The 18436-nt window shown below is 69.0% G+C and carries 14 protein-coding genes and 1 pseudogene; 6 read left to right on the forward strand and 9 right to left on the reverse strand.

What is annotated here, in order from left to right; translation table 11 throughout:
* The first annotated feature begins 48 nt into the window (after positions 1–48).
* The 3 genes from ACH41F_RS05175 to ACH41F_RS05185 are packed head-to-tail and all read left to right on the forward strand — an operon-like array spanning position 49 to position 4470.
* Positions 49–1938: a glycosyltransferase gene (locus ACH41F_RS05175; protein ID WP_398833090.1), complete on the forward strand. Its 1890-nt coding sequence runs from the start codon at positions 49–51 to the stop codon at positions 1936–1938.
* Between the two features lie 35 nt (positions 1939–1973).
* Positions 1974–2996 (forward strand): UDP-glucose 4-epimerase GalE, encoded by a 1023-nt coding sequence (gene galE, locus ACH41F_RS05180; protein WP_398833092.1) that lies wholly within the window; start codon positions 1974–1976, stop codon positions 2994–2996.
* Between the two features lie 52 nt (positions 2997–3048).
* Positions 3049–4470: a UDP-glucose dehydrogenase family protein gene (locus tag ACH41F_RS05185; RefSeq protein ID WP_398833094.1), complete on the forward strand. Its 1422-nt coding sequence runs from the start codon at positions 3049–3051 to the stop codon at positions 4468–4470.
* Between the two features lie 228 nt (positions 4471–4698).
* Here the strand turns inward: ACH41F_RS05185 and ACH41F_RS05190 are convergent, their stop codons facing one another.
* Positions 4699–6342 (reverse strand): right-handed parallel beta-helix repeat-containing protein, encoded by a 1644-nt coding sequence (locus ACH41F_RS05190; RefSeq protein WP_398833097.1) that lies wholly within the window; start codon positions 6340–6342, stop codon positions 4699–4701.
* A gap of 513 nt (positions 6343–6855) precedes the next feature.
* Positions 6856–7173, reverse strand: coding sequence for a hypothetical protein (locus ACH41F_RS05195; protein ID WP_391237713.1), 318 nt, complete (start codon positions 7171–7173; stop codon positions 6856–6858).
* 244 nt (positions 7174–7417) lie between these two features.
* Here ACH41F_RS05195 and ACH41F_RS05200 point away from each other — a divergent pair, with 244 nt between their 5' ends.
* On the forward strand, positions 7418–8062 hold the full coding sequence (locus ACH41F_RS05200; RefSeq protein ID WP_398833100.1) for a carbonic anhydrase: 645 nt from the start codon (positions 7418–7420) through the stop codon (positions 8060–8062).
* Positions 8063–8462: 400 nt separating this feature from the next.
* Here the strand turns inward: ACH41F_RS05200 and ACH41F_RS05205 are convergent, their stop codons facing one another.
* Positions 8463–9662, reverse strand: a complete 1200-nt coding sequence (locus ACH41F_RS05205; protein WP_398833103.1) for a PP2C family protein-serine/threonine phosphatase — start codon at positions 9660–9662, stop codon at positions 8463–8465.
* 320 nt (positions 9663–9982) lie between these two features.
* On the opposite strand from ACH41F_RS05205, the pseudogene ACH41F_RS05210 reads away from it, so the two are divergent.
* Positions 9983–10504: pseudogene (locus tag ACH41F_RS05210) on the forward strand (DM13 domain-containing protein).
* A gap of 199 nt (positions 10505–10703) precedes the next feature.
* On the opposite strand, the gene ACH41F_RS05215 reads toward ACH41F_RS05210, so the two are convergent.
* The 4 genes from ACH41F_RS05215 to ACH41F_RS05230 form a co-directional block, all read right to left on the reverse strand.
* Positions 10704–11240 (reverse strand): TerD family protein, encoded by a 537-nt coding sequence (locus ACH41F_RS05215; protein WP_398833105.1) that lies wholly within the window; start codon positions 11238–11240, stop codon positions 10704–10706.
* Positions 11241–11290: 50 nt separating this feature from the next.
* Positions 11291–11434, reverse strand: a complete 144-nt coding sequence (locus tag ACH41F_RS05220; RefSeq protein ID WP_398833108.1) for a hypothetical protein — start codon at positions 11432–11434, stop codon at positions 11291–11293.
* A gap of 191 nt (positions 11435–11625) precedes the next feature.
* Positions 11626–13389 (reverse strand): thiamine pyrophosphate-dependent enzyme, encoded by a 1764-nt coding sequence (locus tag ACH41F_RS05225; protein ID WP_398833110.1) that lies wholly within the window; start codon positions 13387–13389, stop codon positions 11626–11628.
* A 14-nt stretch (positions 13390–13403) separates the two neighbouring features.
* Positions 13404–14987 carry an FMN-binding glutamate synthase family protein gene (locus ACH41F_RS05230; RefSeq protein WP_398833113.1) on the reverse strand — a complete coding sequence of 528 codons (1584 nt, stop codon included), beginning with the start codon at positions 14985–14987 and terminating at the stop codon, positions 13404–13406.
* A 759-nt stretch (positions 14988–15746) separates the two neighbouring features.
* Between ACH41F_RS05230 and ACH41F_RS05235 the strand changes: the two genes are divergently transcribed.
* Positions 15747–16157: a hypothetical protein gene (locus ACH41F_RS05235; protein ID WP_398833115.1), complete on the forward strand. Its 411-nt coding sequence runs from the start codon at positions 15747–15749 to the stop codon at positions 16155–16157.
* A 610-nt stretch (positions 16158–16767) separates the two neighbouring features.
* Here the strand turns inward: ACH41F_RS05235 and ACH41F_RS05240 are convergent.
* Together ACH41F_RS05240 and ACH41F_RS05245 are read right to left on the reverse strand one after the other, a co-directional pair.
* A complete protein-coding gene (locus tag ACH41F_RS05240; RefSeq protein ID WP_391232322.1) occupies positions 16768–17112 on the reverse strand; it encodes a VOC family protein in 345 nt (114 codons plus the stop codon).
* Between the two features lie 250 nt (positions 17113–17362).
* Entirely contained in the window at positions 17363–18358 is a 996-nt protein-coding gene (locus ACH41F_RS05245; RefSeq protein ID WP_398833117.1) for an Lrp/AsnC family transcriptional regulator, read from the reverse strand.
* Positions 18359–18436 lie beyond the last annotated feature (78 nt).

Below are 18436 nucleotides of genomic sequence, written 5' to 3' on the forward strand. Positions count from 1 at the left end.
CCCCGCACCTCGCGGCCCACTGTCCAACCGCCTGGAGAACGCGCTGTCATGACGTCGTTGGAGCAAGGTCCCGCCCGAGGGACCGGCACCGTCACAGATCTCCCGCTCGCAGCACCCACGTCCGGCTCCCCGCAGGAATGGAAAGCGCTGGGCAGGGAGATCAAGGCCCTGTCGAACGGCGCAGTGGCTTCCATCGGCCCGGATGGGCCGGTCCTCACACGGCCCGCGCGCAGGCTCACACCGCTCCCCTCCAGCTTCGTACGGGCCTTCTCACACTGGGACCGCTTCCAGGTCGCAGTCCTCAGTCTCGGCTGGGCGGTCTGCCTGGTCTGGTTCTGGGCATGGTGGCTCGAGCCTTCCCACCGCGTCGGCTGGCTCGGACTGGTCATCAACAGCGCCCTGCTGCTCTACCTGACCTACCTGCCGTTGCATTTTCTCGTCGCGCTGAACCGCATGCGGCGTTTCAACCCGGCCGTCAAAGTGCCCGCCCTGCACACCGCGTTCGTGGTCACCCGCGCCCCGTCCGAGAGCTGGGACATCGCTCGCGGCACCCTGGAGGCGATGCTCGACCAGGAGTTCCCGTACGCCTACGACGTGTGGCTGTGCGACGAGGACCCCAGCGACGAGATCCTCACCTGGTGCCGTACGCAAGGCGTCGGCGTCTCCTGCCGCTACGGCCGCGGCGACTACCACCGGGCCCAGTGGCCGCGGCGCACCCGCTGCAAGGAGGGCAACCTCGCCTTCTTCTACGACCACTGGGGCTATGAGCACTACGACGTCGTCGCCCAGCTCGACTGCGATCACGTGCCCGGCCCGCGCTACCTGGCGGAGGTCATCCGCCCGTTCGCCGACCCGTCCATCGGCTATGTCGCCGCGCCCAGCGTCTGCGACTCCAACGCCGAGCAGTCCTGGTCGGCCCGCGGCCGTCTCCAGCGCGAGGCCCTCTTCCACGGCCCCGTGCAGCTGGGCCACTCCGCCGGCCTCGCCCCGGTGTGCATCGGCTCGCACTACGCCGTCCGTACCCGGGCTCTGAAAGACATCGGCGGTCTCGGCCCGGAACTCGCCGAGGACTTCTCCACCACGTTCCTGCTCACCTCGGCCGGATGGCAGGGCGCGTTCGCGATCAACGCGGAGGCGCACGGCGAGGGCCCGATCACCTTCGGCGCGATGGTCACACAGGAGTTCCAGTGGTCGCGCAGCCTGACCGTGATGCTCCTGGGGATGCTGCCACGCCATCTGACACGCATGCCTCTGAAGCTGAAGATCCGCTTCGGCGTGGCCCTGCTGTACTACCCCCTGCTCGCCGTCGCCACCGTCACGGGCATCCTGCTGCCGCCCATCGCCGCGATCACCGGTGCACCGTGGATCAATGTCAACTACCTTGAGTTCCTCGCACACTTCTGGAGCATGTCGCTCTGGCTGCTCCCGCTGACGCTGCTGTGCCGGCGCCGCGGCCTGCTGCGGCCCAACAATGTCCCGCTCTTCAGCTGGGAGATCTGGCTCTTCGGTCTGTCGCGCTGGCCCTACGTCGCCTGGGGGGTACTGGCGGCGGTCGTACAGAAGCTGCGGCCCCGCCAGATCACCTTCAAGGTCACGCCGAAGAAGCGCGACGGCCTGGAGCGGCTCCCGCTGCGCGCCGTCGCACCGTACCTGGTGATCACTCTGCTTCTGTCGGGCTCGGCCCTCGTCGGACAGTTCACCGGACCGGCCGTCGGCTACGTCTTCCTGTGCCTCCTGGGCGCAGCCTCCTACGCCGCCGTCACGCTCGTCATCGGCGCACTGCACGTCAAGGAGACCGCGCGCGCGACCGGCGTCACCGCGTTTCGCGCGCTGCGTACCGCCGTGATCCCTCTGATGGCGGGCGTGTTCTGCCTGCTCCCTCTGACGCTTGCCGTCGCCGTCTTCCCCACGTACCTCACCGGCTTCTACTCCTGGTGACGGCCCACCACAGACGCTCGAGAGACGAGGTCCCCATGCCCAGAACCGTCCTGGTCACCGGCGGTGCCGGCTTCATCGGCAGCCACACCTGCGTCGAACTCCTGCGCTCCGGTCACGAGGTGGTCGTCCTCGACGACCACTCCAACAGCTCCCCCGAGGCCCTGGAACGCGTCGCGAAGATCGCGGGCCGGCCGATCGCCGCCGTCCACACCGCCGACGTCCGCGACCGGCGTGCGCTGGACGCCGTGTTTGCGAGCCACGCCATCGACGCGGTGATCCATTTCGCCGCGAAGAAGGCCGTTGGCGAGTCGGTGCTCATCCCTCTGACGTACTACGACATCAACGTCGGCGGCACCACCGCGCTCGCCTCGGTGATGCACGACCACGGTGTGCATCGGCTGGTCTTCTCCTCGTCCTGTTCGATCTACGGCAACGCCACGGTCGTCCCGCTCACCGAGACCTCCCCGGCCGCACCCACCAACCCGTACGCCACCACCAAGTGGACCTGCGAGCAGATCCTCGCGGACCTGTGCCGACACGTACCCGAGCTGCGGGTGCTCGCGCTGCGGTACTTCAACCCGGCCGGCGCGCACCCCAGCGGGCTGCTCGGCGAAGACCCCAGCGGCGTGCCGAACAACATCATGCCGTTCCTCGCCCAGGTCGCCGTGGGCCGCCGCAAGGAGCTCAGCGTCTTCGGCGACGACTACCCGACGCCGGACGGCACGGGAGTGCGCGACTACATCCATGTCATGGATGTCGCCGAGGGCCATGTGGCCGCCCTGGACCACCTCGACGACGAGCCGGGGCTGCAGGTCTTCAACCTCGGCACCGGGCACGGCTCGTCCGTCCTGGAACTCGTGCGGGCCTTCGAGGAGGCGTGCGGCCTGCCCGTCCCGCACCGCGTCGCGCCGCGCCGTCCGGGCGACGTGGCGGAGCTGGTGGCCGATCCCGCGAAGGTCGCGGCAGCCTGGGGCTGGACGGCCCGCCGCGATGTGGCGGCGATGTGCCGCGACGCCTGGCGCTTCCAGCGGCTCAACCCGAACGGCTACGCCCCCTGACGCGTTCGGCGCGTGGTCTCTGCCCCCTTCCACCCAGACAGGAGTACGCCGCATGCGGTTGACCGTCATCGGTACGGGATACCTCGGAGCTGTGCACGCCGCGTGCATGGCCGACATCGGGCACGACGTCCTGGGTGTCGACGTCGACGCCGAGAAGATCAACGCTCTCGCCGACTGCCGACCCCCGTTCTACGAGCCGGGGCTCGACGACATCCTGACCCGCGCCCTCGCCTCCGGCCGGTTGCGCTTCACCACCAACCTGCGTGAGGCGGCGGCGCACGGCGAGGTCCACTTCATCTGCGTCGGCACCCCGCAGAAGGCCGGCTCCCACGCGGCGGACCTGAGTTACGTGGACGCCGTCGTCGACGGCCTCGCACCACACCTGCCCGCGTCCTGCCTGGTCGTCGGCAAGTCCACGGTCCCGGTGGGCACCACGGCCCAGCTCGCCACCCGCATCGCGCGTCTCGTACCGAACGCCGTACGAGCCGAGATGGCGTGGAACCCGGAGTTCCTGCGCGAGGGCTTCGCCGTCGAGGACACCCTGCACCCGGACCGGCTCGTCGTCGGCACCACCAGCCGCACCGCCGACGACACACTGCGCCGGGTGTACGCCCCTATGCTCGCTGCGGGCGTGCCATACATCAGCACCGACCCGAACACGGCGGAGCTGGTGAAGGTCGCGGCGAACGCCTTCCTCGCCACGAAGATCTCCTTCATCAACGCCATGGCCGAGGTCTGCGACGCGGCGGGCGCGGATGTCGCCACCCTCGCCGACGCGCTGGGCCACGACGACCGAATCGGCCGCCGGTTCCTGAACGCCGGTATCGGCTTCGGGGGCGGCTGCCTGCCCAAGGACATCCGGGCCTTCACCGCCCGGGCCCAGGAACTGGACGCCGGGGCAGCGGTGGCGTTCCTCCACCAGGTCGACGAGATCAACCAACGCCAGCGGACACGAACCGTCGCGCTCGCCCGCCGACTGGCCGGCGGAGACCTGACCGGACGCCCGGTCACGGTGCTGGGTGCCACGTTCAAGCCGAACAGCGACGACGTGCGCGACTCCCCTGCCCTGGCCGTCGCTTCGGCGCTGCGCCACGAGGGCGCCGACGTTCGCGTCCACGACCCGGAAGGCACGGCGAACGCCCAACTCGCCCACCCGGAGCTGAGCTACCACGCAGACCCGTTGAGCGCCTGCCAGGGCGCCGAACTGGTCCTGCACCTCACCGAGTGGAGTCAGTACGGCGGGCTGGACCCGGTCAAGCTCGCCCGCGTCGTTCGCGCACCGGTCCTCATCGACGGCCGCAACACGCTCGCCCACGCCCAGTGGCGAGCCGCCGGCTGGACGGTCAAGGCCCTGGGCCGCCCGGCCCCGTCAGACCACCCGGACGCCGACCGCCCGCACGAACCACTGCGGACCACGATCGTCGCCCCAGCCACCGCGCCGGCCCCCGCCGACCGCCCTGTGGCCCGCGCATAGGCCCGATCAAGGCAGCCCCTCAAGGCAGCCCCTCACTGCCCTGGCACCGCGAACTCCACCGCGGGGCCGGGGCAGAGCCGTACGCGGGCTGTGAAGGCACGTGATCCTCCTGAACGGCTCCGGCCGCTCGGCGTCTGCCGTCCGGAGTCAGGGAGCCCAGGGTGCCCCGGGGCCCTGACAGCGGTGAAGGGCCGCGACGGGCAACCCGTCGCGGCCCCTTGCGGGTGGTCAGCGCCGCGACAGGGGCTTCTCGTCCGCACCCGGGTCGTCGAACTGACTGCCGTCGGTGTCCTCGGTGTCCTCAGTGTCCTCGACGTCTCCGGGCGCCACGGGCGTCGGGTCCGGCAGGAGGTTCGGGTCCTCGGCGCCCGCTGCGCCGGAGTCGGGCGACGGGCTGGCGATCACCGGCCGGGCGGCCCCGACCACCAAGATCTGTCCGAGCCGGTTGCCGAAGTAGTCGACGAGCCCCGGGGCGACTCCGAAGGTCCCGGCTTCCAGGCCCAGGGGCGCTGCGCTCGCACAGCGGGGCACCAGGTTCATGGCGTCGACCCCCTCGGGGACGGGTGCGGTCAGGCCCGGCAGGCAGGGATCCTCGTCGGAGCCGATCGGCTCCCCGTTGAGCACTTCCTGGAGCGACGCGGTGCGCCACGCGGCCAGCGTGGCGTGGCGCTGGGGCCCCCATCCCAGGTCCCAACGACCGCTGCTGTAGTAGTCGTTGCCCTGCAGCCTGAGGTGGGAGGGGTTGTAGGGGGACTGGGCCTCGACCAGAGGGCCGCCGTCAGTGGCGAAGATGTTGTGGTGGACGCGTACGTCACGCATGCCGTCACGCAGTCGGAGCGCCGGCGGCCTGATTCCGACGGCTTGTGCGGAGGCCAGGCCGACGGTCCGCATCACCACCGTGTTGTGGTGGATGTCCAGGTCGCTCATGCGGGTGCCGTAGGCGACGATGCCGCCGTAATCGGGCAGCTTGCGGGCGTCGTCCCAGCTCATGTTGAAACGGACGGTGTTGTTCCTGTGGGCGCCGGTCGCTTGCCCGGAGTAGACGAGAAAGCCGGCCCCGTCATTGCCGTGGGCAAGGTTGTACTGCATGACCGAGTCCGACACGTTGTTGTCCAGGCCGAAGCCGCCGCCGTCGACACGGGAACCCGTGCGGTTGCGGTAGGACGTGTTGTGCTCCAGCACGACGCGTGTGGAGTCGTACACCCAGACCCCTTCAGGCCCCTCGTCCGCGGTGGCGGCGGACCTCGCGCCGTTGCCATAGGCGAACGAACGCGCGACCCTGGCATCCCGCACGCTGCCGAGGGCGATGCCGCTGCCGGTGTTGCGGTCGACGCTGTGCGGATCGCCGGCGTTGGCGTATGCCCTCACTCGCTCGATCCGGAGCCCTTCGTTCGCGTAGGCCGGGCGGTCGGCGTCGAAAGCGGGTCCGTAGAAGGTGAGCCCTGCTTCGAGGTTGTGATGCACCGAGACGTCGGTGATCCGTACGTCGCTGAAACCCGCCGCACCGTCCCGGTCCGCGCCCACGCTGATGCCGTTCTGGAAGCCCTTGGCCTCTACCTTCGAGATCCTGACGTGACCGAGCCGCCGGTGGTTGGGCAGACTGTTCCGGAAGGCGACACCGACCCCCTCTCGAAGGGCCTTGGCATCGCCTACCAGCGACAGGTTCCGGATGTCCACTCCCGCGGTGTTCCGCACCGTGATCGCCGACGTGCGCCGCGGCGCGATGGTGGCACGGCCGGTCCCGTACGACTCGATGACCACGGGCTCACTCGCGCTGCCGGCTTCGCCCTTCTCGAGGGTCAGACTTCCGAGAAACCGTGCGCCGCCCTTGAGCCGGACCCGGTCGCCGGGCCGCAGCCGCACGCTGTTCACGTGGTCGAGGGTCCGCCATGGCCTCTGAGGAGACATCCCGTCGTTCCCGTCGTCGCCGTCCGGGCTCACATAGAAGGTGAACGGCCCTCCCGTGGCGGGACGGGCGGGACGGTAGAGGCCCGGTACGTCACACCCCGTCAGCAGCAACAGCGCTGCCGCCAAGACTCCCGCGGCGGTCCTCGACGTCCGGCTCCGCTTCACCGCTCTCACTGCCACCCCTTGCGTCATATCGGTGTTAAACCGACAAATTGCACGTCACATTACAGAGTGTCAGAAAAGGCATGCGCGAAACGCCGATGACAGTGCGACATCCGGGTCACGTAAGTGCCGCTGTCCGCACTGGTGACGCGGCGTACTCGTCGGCGAATGGGGTGGCCCGCTCCAGGACGCCCAGGCGATGTCGTGCGCCGTCACCTGCTCGGCGGGAGGGCGAGACATCGGCGTCCGGCCTTGCGTTCAGAAATCGGCGAGGCTGCCCCGTTCACCATGTCGTCATCCTCGTAGTCACGGCCGCTACGGCTGCGCGTCGAGCTGCGTGAGACCTTCTTCCCAGCGCCTTCGCCGTTCGTCCTCGTCCTGCTCCCACCAAGGGGTGCCGCGCTCGCCCAGTGCGGTCTTCGCCGTGGTCACCCGAGCCCGCGCCGCCCGCTCGGCGGCCGGGTCACCCGCGGACAGGGCCGAACGGACCGCGCGCCGCGCCGACATCAGGTGCCGACGCAGAACGGCGGCGACCTCCGGGGGCAACGACGGATCGGTGGCACGCCACCTACGGCCATTGATCACGACATAGCGGCCGTCGGGCGTCATGGGCGGGGGGCGATGTTCCGGCATGGCTCACGATCCTTCAGGACCCCCACGCCCGACGCATCCCGATGCTGGAAGTCGGAGTCGGTCCGAGCGGCGGCCGGTCCGGTGCGCGGTCCGGGGGTCACGGCGTGCTCATGTGGCCGCTGCCGGCTGCGTGTGGAGCGCACCGGCGGGCGCTGGTCAACGAGTTGACGGCGGGTACAGCTCCGGCGGACCGGAGCGGGGGGCGTACGGCACAAGGGGTGGTGGCACCTCGTAGGCTGCCGCCATGACCGAGAAGAACCTGACACCGACGCCCCGTGACGCTTTCGACCTGCTCATGGCCGGCAACGAGCGCTTCGTCTCCGGCGCCTCCGAGCATCCGAACCAGGACGCCGCCCGCCGCACCGAGACCGCACCGTCCCAGAAGCCCTTCGCGGTGCTGTTCGGGTGCTCCGACTCCCGGCTTGCCGCCGAGATCATCTTCGACCGTGGTCTGGGCGACCTGTTCGTGGTCCGCACCGCCGGACATGTCGCGGGCACCGAAGTGCTCGGAAGTCTCGAGTTCGGCGTCGCTGTCCTCAACGCGCCGCTGGTCGTCGTCCTCGGCCACGACTCCTGCGGCGCGGTCGCCGCAGCCTGTTCCGCCCTGGAGAACGGGCAGACCCCGGGCGGCTTCGTCCGCGACGTCGTCGAACGGGTGACCCCCAGTGTTCTCGCGGCACGGGCCGCCGGACGGGTCGAGCCGGACGAGATCCTGGCCGAGCACATCGAGCACACGGTCGACCTGCTGCTGGAGCGTTCCCGCATCCTGGCCGACGCGGTGGCCGAGGGCCGCCTCGGCGTGGTGGGGATGTCGTACCGGCTGACCGACGGCAGTGCCCAGCTCGTAGCCTCTCGCGGCCTCGACGTGCCGGTTCCCACCGCGTCCTGACCACGCTCATCCACCGGCCCGGTCTTTCCCCCGGGCCCGCGATCTGTCGGCGCGGAGCGCGGGCCCGGGCTGGGCAGCGGTCGTTTTTGACGGCGGGCGGCACGAGCTGCCGGACCAGGGCGTGCTCCGCCGCCGTTCTCTTCAGCGCGCTGGCCGGGCGGAACTCGGCTCCCCCACTGCGCCGCCCACCGCGCTGTCGCTGATCTCCAGATCCAGCAGACAAGGCCGAGCGCGTACTGGCGCGCGTTGGTCACCAGCCCGCTGACCAGCCGTGCGCACATGCCGGTAATGGCCGGGCGGTGAAGCCGCCCCGCGGACGTCAGCGGGCCTCGCGGCCTTCACACGCCAGGCCGGCGGGCGCGATCCCGGCCGGCGACGGCCTCGGACAGGCCCGCGCCGTTCATCCCACCGGGGCGCCCGGACCGTGCCATTCGCAGAACAGTACGGTGGCGTCGTCCTCCAGCCGTCCCTGGTGGTAGTCCATGACGGTGTGCATGAGGCGGCGCAGCGTCTCGTCGACGGGCAACTCGTCGGCGTGGTGGCGGATGATGAAGTCGGTGAAGCGCTCCACGCCGAATTCCCGGCCCTCTCTGTCGCGGGCCTCGGTGATGCCGTCGGTGAACAGCAGTAGCCGGTCGCCTGGCTCCAACTGCTCGGTGCTCTGGTTGATGGGCAGGTTGAACCCGCTGCCCATCGGACCGGCCGACGGGCAGTGCAGGGTGCTGGCCCAGCGGCCGCCGCGGATCAGTACCGGCAGCATGTGACCTCGGTTGACCCAGCTGAACTTGCCGGTGTTCAGCTCAAGATCGGCGAGGATGCCGGTGGCGTAACGGCTGTGCCCGAACTGCTCGACCAGGGTGTCCTCGATGGCCGCGCTGGCTTCGGGAATGGTTGCGCCGGCCCGGCGGTGGCTGCGGCAGGTGGCCATCGACAAGGCCGCGGTCAGACCCGCGGACGTGTCGTGCCCCATCGCGTCGAAGACCGCCAGGTGCAGGATGTCGCCGGCCACCGCGTACTCGAAGGCATCCCCGGCCACCTGGTAGGCCGGTTCCATGAAGGCGCTGATCGTCACCCGATGGTCGGAGAAGGTACGCGGCGGCATCAGCGCCCACTGCAGCTCCGCCGGAACTCCCATCGGCCGGGTGCGGGTCAGCCGGGCGTGCGAGTCGCTGTGGGCCCGCTTGGAGACCAACAGCAATCCGGCCATCGACGCCAACGCCCGCACCACGTCCTCGTCGGGCTTTCCCCCGTTGCCGGGACCGGGCTCGACCTGCAGGACCCCCAGCCGCTGAGTGCCGTCCCGCACCGGCACCCAGCACACCCCATCACGCGGCGACACCATGATCTCTGTGAGCTGGTACGCGCGGCCTGGCAAAGTGCCCTCGATCCGGCACTCCTCGCCACCTTCGCCGGCGCTCAAGCCGATGCCGGTGACCTCGCGCAGCACAGCCTCCTGAAGATCTGCCACGAACAGCCGCGCTCCGCCCGCACCGGCATCCTTCGCCGCGCTGTCGAGCAGACAGGGCAGCTGCTCGAAGGACGCCGCGTGACTGGCCTCCAGAAGCCCGGCCAGCGCACGCGTCAAGCTCTGCGCCGTCATACCCGCCTCCGCAGCGCCGGACCCGGCCCGCCGATATTCCACTTTTCCGCCATGACCTATCCCCCCACAAGCGCAAGACCACGAGGGCCCGCGAACCGGCGAACGCATGCCACCGGAAAGCACAGGACCCAGCCCGAATGAGCGACCACCGGCGTGACCAGCCGACCCTGGCCCCTCGACGGGGCAGAGAAGACGACGGTCCCCGCCAGTCTCCCACCCTGGCTGCCGCCAGCACGCATGTCCGTGCCTGTCACTACCTCGCCTGCTTCGCTCGGCGCACGGCGCCGCAGCCTGCCCGCGCCCCGCGCCACGCCAGCACAATTCCGGAACGGTTTCCGAGCGGGCATTGTCGAGAAGGGTTCCAGCCGTGGAAGCTGTGGCAGGACGAGACCGTGCAGGAGCCCGTGCCCAGTGCCGCAGCCCCTGCGGCCCTTCCGGGTGGGGCGCCGTCCGCGTCGACTGCCCCGGCACCCCGGCCCCGGACGCTGGCAGGCGGCGAACTGATCAGCCATGAGCACGCCACCTCGGGCCGGGTGAAGCTCGTACGGCTCACCGACGCATCCCATGTCGTACGGCTGGAGGACCTCGACACCAGCAACGGTCCGGATCTGCGCGTGTGACTGACCGACGCGCCGGTGAAGGAGGGGCGGGCCGGCTGGCACGTCTTCGATGACAGCGCGTACGTGAGTCTCGGCAAGCTCAAGGGCAACAAGGGCAGTCAGAACTACACCGTGCCCGCCGATGTCGACCCGTCCCGGTTCACCGGCGTGAGCATCTGGTGCGATCGCTTCGACGTGTCCTTCGGCGCCGCCGAACTCGCGCGCACCTCGCCTCTCTCGTAGGGCGCCGCAGTTCCTCGGCGGGCCAGATGGCGTGCGCTGATCACCGCGGTCCGCAGCACGGGGCGGTGCGCCGGGCAGGCCGGCTGCCAAGGGGCGGCCTCGTCGCGGACTCGCCCCTTCCCCGCACCCCTGGATTCGGACCGGCTCTGGTCAGCGCCGCCCCACCGTGCTGGTCACCGCGGAGTGCTCCGGATCCGGGTCATGACTGCGGGGCGTGGCCCATCTCGGCGGTGAAGAGCGTGGGGTCGCTGTCGAACCCGCGGACCATCTCGTGAAACCTCCAGGCTCCGGACGTATCCCGGGTGAACTCCGCGACCGTCGCCGCGGTGGCTCCCGAGAGCTGGGTGAAGTCGTCCTTGAGGAGCTCCTTGTACCCCTCGACGACCAGTACGCCGGCGTTCGAGACGTCGCCGAAGGTTTTGGGGCCGTTGTTCTGGTGGATCGCCACGCCCACGACCACCCGTGCGAAGGAGGAACCGAGGCGATCGAGCTCCAGGGTCATGACCTCGACGTAGCCGAAACCCTGACCGGTCTGGCTGTGCCGGCCCATGTTGATGGTGCCGTCCGGTGAGCGGCTGTCGAAGTGGACGACGTACACGGGCCGGCTGAAGGGCGATTCCGCCGAGTAGGTCGTGGCGATGATGTCGAGATGGTGAGACGGCTGGTTCCAGGGACTCGGGTCCCACTTGAGCCGTACCTCGATTTTGCTCACACGCTGAGTGCTGTCGCTGTTCACCGGATTGCAGCCTCTCCCGAGTCACGCCACCACGGGAGGGCCCCGCATACTCAAGTATGGCTGTCGGCCGATGTGTTGAACCCGGCCTGCAGCGCGGCGACCCGCCAGGAGCCGGTTTCGAACGACTTGGCGATGGTGTGTCGTTCGCGTTGCGGACGGCTGGCGGCGGCGAAGACGAGGATGCGGTGTTCCACAGCGAGGGCGCCCAGGGCAGCCCGCGAAGGCTCCGGCGAAGTGACCCGCACCTGACCTCATCCGCGGAGCGCGTCAGAGTTCCTGGGCGGGCCAGTCCAGTCGTCGTGCCCTCGGTTCACTCACCGACGTCCGCCCGCCCACCCCGACGCGGCAGGTATGCCGGACGTCGGGGCAGGCCTTCGCGGCCAGATCAGTGCGGGCTGTCATCCCCGTGGCTGCGCACGACCTCCTTGACCTTGGCCACCGCAAACCCCCAGCCCTGCTCGACGGTCGGCTTGGCCGGCACCGCGATCTCGTCCGGGTTCGTGAGGACGTCGAGCAGCACCGGCCCGGGGGTGTCGAAGGCGCGGCGTACGGCCTTCTCCAGGTCGTCCGGGTCCGTCACGCGGATGCCGGGGATGCCCATGGCGGTGGCCACGGCGGCGAAGTCGGGGTTGTCCAGGACGGTGCCGAACTCCGGGAGCCCGACCTGTTCCTGCTCGAGTTTGACCATGCCCAGACGGCGGTTGTCGAAGACGACGAGCTTCACGGGGAGCTGGTGTGTCTTCAGTGTCATGAGGTCGCCGAGGAGCATGCTCAGTCCGCCGTCCCCGCAGAAGGCCACGACCTGCCGTTCGCGGTCCAGGCACTGGGCTCCCAGCGCCTGCGGCATCGCGTTGGCCATGGAGCCGAGGTTGTAGGAACCGATGAGCTGCCGCGCGCCGCGCATCTCGACGAATCGGGAGAGCCACACCGTCGCCATGCCCGTGTCGGAGGTGAAGATGGCGTCGTCGTCGGCCAGCCGGTCCACCACCGCGGCCAACGCCTCCGGCCGGATGTCGTGGGTCCGGTTGTCGAGCGAGGAACGCACACGGCCGAGAAGGCCCTTGTCGTGTGCCGGGTCGGCCAGCCGTGCCTGGCCCTCGCGCCAGTGCTCGAACCGCTCACGCGCCTTCTCCAGATGTGTGCGGTCACGGGCGCCTTCCGTCCCGGCGGGAGCGGTGGCGAGGTGGGTGAGGAGGTCACGGACGGTCTCGCCCGTGTCGCCGACGAGGCCGACGTCGACCGGTACGCGCCGCCCGATGTGGGCGGCCTCGGTGTCGACCTGGATGACGGTCTTCCCCTCCGGATACCAGTCCCGGTAGGGGAAGTCGGTCCCCAGGAGCAGCAGGGTGTCCGCGTCGTGGAGGGCCGACGCGGCGGCCGGGTTGCCGATCAGCCCGGTCTGGCCGACCTGGAAGGGATTGGTGTCGCCTTCGAAGCCCTCCTTCGCCTTGAGCGTGAGCACCATGGGTGCGGCCAGCCGGTCGGCGAGGGCCAGTACGTCCTCGCGTGCGGCGCGTGCGCCCCGTCCGACGAGCAGCGAGACCTTCTCGGAGCGGTCCAGGAGTTCGGCGGCACGCCGTACGGCGGACTCCTCGGGCCGGCTGAGCGGAGGGTTCAGGGAGAACCGGGCAGGGCGGTCCGAGGTCAGTTCGCGCTCGCCGAGGTCGCCGGGCACGGTCAGGACGGCGACCCCCTTGCGGCCCAGGGCGTGGCGTACCGCCGTCTCGAGCATCTGCGGCAGTTGGTCGGGAGAGGTGATGGTGGCGCGGAAGACGGCGACGTCGCTGAAGAGCGCGTCGTTGTCGACTTCCTGGAAGTAGTCGGTGCCCAGTTCGGCTAGCGGTACCTGCCCGGCGATCGCCAGGACGGGGGTGTGGCTCTTGGCCGCGTCGTACAGCCCGTTGAGCAGATGGACGGAACCGGGACCGACCGTGCCCATGCAGACACCGAGGGTGCCCGAGAGTTGCGACTGCGCGCTCGCGGCGAAGGCCGCCGCCTCCTCGTGCCGGCAGCCCACCCATTCCAGGCCCTCGGTGGTGCGGATGGCGTCCGTCAGGGGGTTGAGCGCATCTCCCACGACGCCGAACACCTGGCGCACGCCGAGTTCGCTGAGGGCGTCCACGATGACGCGGGCTACGGTTCGGGACACTTGAGTCCTCCAGGTCAGACGGTGAATCGGTCGGGGTCGGCGGCCTGCCAGTCGGCCGCCCAGGCGGCAGGCGGCTCGGCGAGCAACTGGCCCGGTTCGAGCCACTCGTACAGCTCCTCGTAGGAGCGCTCGGTGTAGGGATCGATGCGCCGGCGCAGCATGTGCGGGCGCAGGTCGGCAGGATCGGTGACGCCCATGGACGCCATGAGCTGCAAGGCGCTGGCCACGGTCGCTTCCTGGAAGCGCTGGACGCGCGGCGTCTTGTCACGGACGTCGAGGGCGCGGGCGCGTCGGGGGTCCTGGGTTGTCACACCGGTGGGGCAGGTGTTCGTGTGGCACCGCTGAGCCTGGATGCAGCCGACGGCGAACATCATCGCCCGCGCCGCGTTGCCGTAGTCGGCGCCCTGCACCAGGCGCTTGACCAGATCGGTGCCCGTGGCGATCTTGCCGCTCGCCCCGATCCTGATCCGGTCGCGCAGGCCCGCGCCGACGAGGGCGTTGTGCACGGTGAGCAGGCCCTCGGTCAGCGGTGTTCCCACGTGGTCGGCGAATTCCAGAGGCGCGGCTCCGGTGCCGCCTTCGCCGCCGTCCACGACGATGAAGTCGGGGGCCGTGCCTTCCGCCAGCATGGCCTTGCACACGGCGAGGAACTGCCGACGCGACCCGACGCACAGCTTGAACCCGGTCGGCTTGCCACCGGACAGCTCTCGCATCCGGGCGATGAAGCGGACGAGTTCGCGCGGCGTGGAGAACACCTTGTGGTACGGCGGCGAGATGACCGTCTGGCCCTCGGGCACGTCCCGCACCTTCGCGATCTCGGCGTTGACCTTCGTGCCCGGCAGGACACCGCCGATGCCGGGCTTGGCGCCCTGCGAGAGCTTCAGGGACACACACTTGACGTGATCGTGCGCGGCCTTCTCGGCGAACTCGGCGGGGTCGAAGTCGCTGTCCTTGGTACGGCACCCGAAGTACCCGGTGCCGATCTCCCAGACCAGGTCCCCGCCCGGCTTCAGGTGGTACTCCGAGAGGCCGCCTTCACCGGTGTCGTGGGCGAAGCCGCCGGCCGCGGCGCCGCCGTTGAGCGCGAGGATGGCGTTGGACGACAGCGAGCCGAAGCTCATCGCCGATACGTTAAGCAGCGCCATGTCATAGGGACGGCTGCAGTCGGGCCCACCGACCCGCACCCGCGGAGGCGACTTCGGCACCGGGCACGGAGCCATCGACGGCACCAGGAACTCGTAACCGGGCTCATACACGTCACGCTCGGTGCCGTACGGCTGCTCGGCGTCCGTACCTTTCGCCCGCTCGTAGACGATGGTGCGGACATCCCGGTCGAAGGGACGCCCGTCGAAGTTCCGCTCGACGAAGTACTGCTGCAACTCAGGACGGATCCGCTCCAGAAGAAAGCGGGCGTGCCCCACGACGGGATAGTTGCGCAACACCGAATGCCGGCGCTGCAACAGGTCCGCCGCACCCAGCAGACCCAGCAGGACGAGCGGCACGGCGGCAGCGCACCACCACAGCGAGAGACCGACCGCTGCGATGGCCGCCAGCGCGCCGAGGGCCAGAGTCAGGACGACGATTGCCATACGAGTCACGTTCCGCTCCTTGCCCATGATCGGCCCTCCAGTCCTGCGGTTTCGTCAAGAAACCGGCAAGGCGGGATGTAGCGGTACGCGCACGCTCCTCGGCAGTGCCCGAAGCACTGCGCCGTGGAACGGCCTGCCGGCAGCAGAAGCGGCGGGGTGTCACGCTCGCCCGCGCAGGGCTCCGGATCCCGGGGGCCACCCCTTTCCCGTGCACTCACCGGCTCCCAGTTGCGGCTCGGTGGAGCGCGCATGGTGCGTGCTGCTGGGTTGGCTTAGATTTTCAGGCCTGATGGGAGTGCATCCTCATCCCGACCCAGCGCTCAATGAAGAATTTGGTGAACCAGATTTCAAGTGAGAGGGAAAAGACCACGATAACAGCGATCACACCAACAGTGGGAAGAACGCCGTGCACGAGTTGACCGGCGGTATACCCACCGACCGAGCGCTTCTCCGAAGACGCCGGGACGGCGTTGCCTGAGTTTGGGTCTGGGTCTGTGCTGAGAAATTAGTGACGAGCTGTGCACAAGTGAGCCGTGAGCGAGGAGGGCTGTGCACGCTTGAGTCTTCCGGCGAACCGCTATCCGAACCTAAGATCATCACCGGCCAAGGTGATCCCACCGGCTACAGCACCAAAATGCCTTGCAACTCGGTTCGCCCGGCGCTGATTGTTCGTCCTTCTGACGTCCATCGGTGCGGCGTCCGAATTCTTGTTGATCACGACCGGGCGTCTAGTGCGTTTACTTGGTGGGCCAAGGAAAAGGGAATGATATGCGCAAACTTCCTGCATTGCTGAGCACTGTAGTGATGGCGGCTGGGCTGATTTCGCTCTCGACACCGTCAGCGTCTGCTGCTTCATCGTCGGGATGTGAGGTGGACGGTTCCTATGGGTACTGGTGGGGAGACTGGTCGAGCAGCACCGAACTGGACCCTCTGGAGCTCCACCTGTACGACACGGCCGCCGATGGCCACCACCCAGCAATTCGTCTGGTGACGAAGACCAATGGGGGCTCCGTAAAGACGTGGTCCTGGCACCACACTTACGGCGGCAAGGGAGCCGCCGACATCTGGGACACGCACGCGTCTGACCCGGCCGGGATAGCGGCTGTGACTGTCGACGTCGCCATTTTCGAGAAGGACGATTGGCTGGTACAGGACCGCTGCAGCTGGGTCTACCGCTGAACACTCACCGGAACTCCATCCTTCTAGGTGTAAGACACGCATGAAATAGGTTGCCTTCGGCATGAGTGGCACAGCTCGGAGCCCCTCATCGTTGGCGTGGCGATCCACTGTCACGCCAACGACCCATTCCCGAGCACGCGCCGTCGTGCCTCTGGGCCAGTCGCGCTGTCAAACCCCGGCCGGCGAATTCCGTGTCTGCCTCCGCACGGAAGGCACGTTGCTCGCCACGGTCGCGACGCTCGGCAAGACCGGCGCGTTCGCCGTTCGCCACGGATCAGGTACCGGTAATCGGTCTCCATCCGCGGGACGGTCACAGCGGCAGAGGACACACTATGAGGCGGCCCGCATGCACAGGTGGATGCGTAGTCCACCAGGATGCAGCGCCCCCCTATTTGTTTCGGCCCCTGATCATGACGAAGATCGTGATGGACAAGCCGATGACGAGCACGGCGACGGTCACGGGCGGGTTGTCAGTTATTGCCGCGCTCAACAAGGTCATTCGACACTCCTTCACAACTTCGCCTGCTGTGACACTTCTCCGGCGATATCCGATGCGCTCTGTCTCCCCCTCTGAGCAGGTCAGGTGCAGCGCAGCGCACAGGTGGGTAACTCACCGAGCGGGCGCCTCGGCAAGTGACAGGCTGTTCCCGTCGGGGTCCAGCACGACGACGTGGCGCACGCCGTTGCTGTAGGTCTCGACCGGTTCGTGGTCGATCCCGTGTGCGGCGAGCCGGGACAGGATGTCGTCGAGGTCGTTCACGCCGAGCGTGATCATGGCTCGGCCCACCCGCTCAGCGCGGATGTCCCGATCGTCAACGACGACCCATGCGTTTTGACCGGCCTGCCACAGGTATTCCTCGCCGATGAGCTCGTCTGCCGGGCGCCCAAAGAAGGCCTCGAACCACTCACGTGCCCTGATCCGGTCACTTACACACATGACGCTGTACAGGTCCACTCGGCTCACTCCTCACAGTCATTTCAGAAGTCGGACCGCTCCCGTGACCCAGACTCATCGGTCGATGATGTCGTGCTCGGCTGCGGCTCAGGCGTTCGACGGCCCCGGTGACGCAGTGGTAGACGCTGGTGGTGCCGTCCCGAGCCTGCCGCGAGCTGGCATAAGGCGCCCGTTACGGAGGGGTGGTCAATAGGAGCTCCATCCGGCTGCCGGGCCAACTGCACAGTCGGCAGCGGAGGTTGGAAGACGCTCAGGGCGTCCGCACTGCCACCGCTGCCTTGTATGTACGCAGCACCGGCGCCGTTTCCATCCGTGCCACTGCCTCCCATGCCACGCGTCGCGTGAGGTATGCGTGGAGCGCCTCTCCGTCCCGGCACAGCGCGTGCGCGACCAGGTTCGTCGGCCCGGTCGTCGCCGCGACCAGCGCCAGTTCGTCATGGCCCGCCAGGGCGGTGGCCACCGTCTCCAGGTGCGCGGGCGCGACCTGCATCCACAACAGCGCCGACACCGTGATGCCCACCAGCGCCGGGTCCACGTCCACGTCGAAGAACAATGCGTCGCGTGCCCGCAGTTCGGCGAGCCTGCGGGCCACTGTCGACGCCGTCGTGCCGGTCGCCGCCGCCAGTTCTGCGTAGCTGGCGCGTGCGTCCTCACGCAACGCGTTCAGCAACACCCGGTCCGCGTCGGTGAGTAGGTACGGCTCCTCCGCAGGGTGCGCGGCTTGCCCGCCGGCGCCGCTTGTGTCCCGTTCAGCGCGTAGTCGGGCCTGCTGCTCTTCGTCCAGGGCGTTCACCCGTCCTCGCCAGGCGGTCGGCCCGCCGAGGTAGGTGTGCAGGAGGTAGTGCGCGGAGACCGAGGTGATCCCGGCAGTGCGTGGGATGTCGCGTAGCAGCAGCGCGTGCGCGTCCGGACCGGAGGGTGCCGTGTGGATGATCGCCACGATCTCCGTGCCGCCGGACGTCAGTCGTACCCACGACGTGTCCGGCCGGCGCGCGAGCGCGACCGCGATGTCGTGCGCGCTGCGCGTCGCGGCCGTCAGCCGCACGAACCACTGGTGTGTGCCCGCGCTGCGCGGTGTCGGCAGCGTCACCACCCGCAGCCCGGCTTGCGCGTGCAGGCGGCGGTAGCGGCGGACGACGGTTTGCGTCGAGGAGCCGAGGATCTCGGCAATCAGCGTGAACGGCGCCCGCGCGTCCACCTGCAAGGCATGGATCAGGCCTCGGTCCAGGTCATCCAGTACGAGCATATCCAGCAAATTAGCTGACTTCAATGGAAGTTATCGCACATCTGGTGCGAAGAAATGGAAGCTGTTGCGGGTGTGCGG

Source organism: Streptomyces sp. NPDC020489 (assembly GCF_044386545.1).
Taxonomy (GTDB): domain Bacteria; phylum Actinomycetota; class Actinomycetes; order Streptomycetales; family Streptomycetaceae; genus Streptomyces.

Coding starts and splice junctions, on each gene's coding strand:
- ACH41F_RS05200 (WP_398833100.1), top strand. CDS start 7,418: ATGACCGAGAAGAACCTGACACCGACGCCCCGTGACGCTTTCGACCTG.
- ACH41F_RS05205 (WP_398833103.1), bottom strand. CDS start 9,662: ATGACGGCGCAGAGCTTGACGCGTGCGCTGGCCGGGCTTCTGGAGGCC.
- ACH41F_RS05185 (WP_398833094.1), top strand. CDS start 3,049: ATGCGGTTGACCGTCATCGGTACGGGATACCTCGGAGCTGTGCACGCC.
- ACH41F_RS05175 (WP_398833090.1), top strand. CDS start 49: ATGACGTCGTTGGAGCAAGGTCCCGCCCGAGGGACCGGCACCGTCACA.
- galE (WP_398833092.1), top strand. CDS start 1,974: ATGCCCAGAACCGTCCTGGTCACCGGCGGTGCCGGCTTCATCGGCAGC.
- ACH41F_RS05245 (WP_398833117.1), bottom strand. CDS start 18,358: ATGCTCGTACTGGATGACCTGGACCGAGGCCTGATCCATGCCTTGCAG.
- ACH41F_RS05195 (WP_391237713.1), bottom strand. CDS start 7,173: ATGCCGGAACATCGCCCCCCGCCCATGACGCCCGACGGCCGCTATGTC.
- ACH41F_RS05235 (WP_398833115.1), top strand. CDS start 15,747: ATGCGCAAACTTCCTGCATTGCTGAGCACTGTAGTGATGGCGGCTGGG.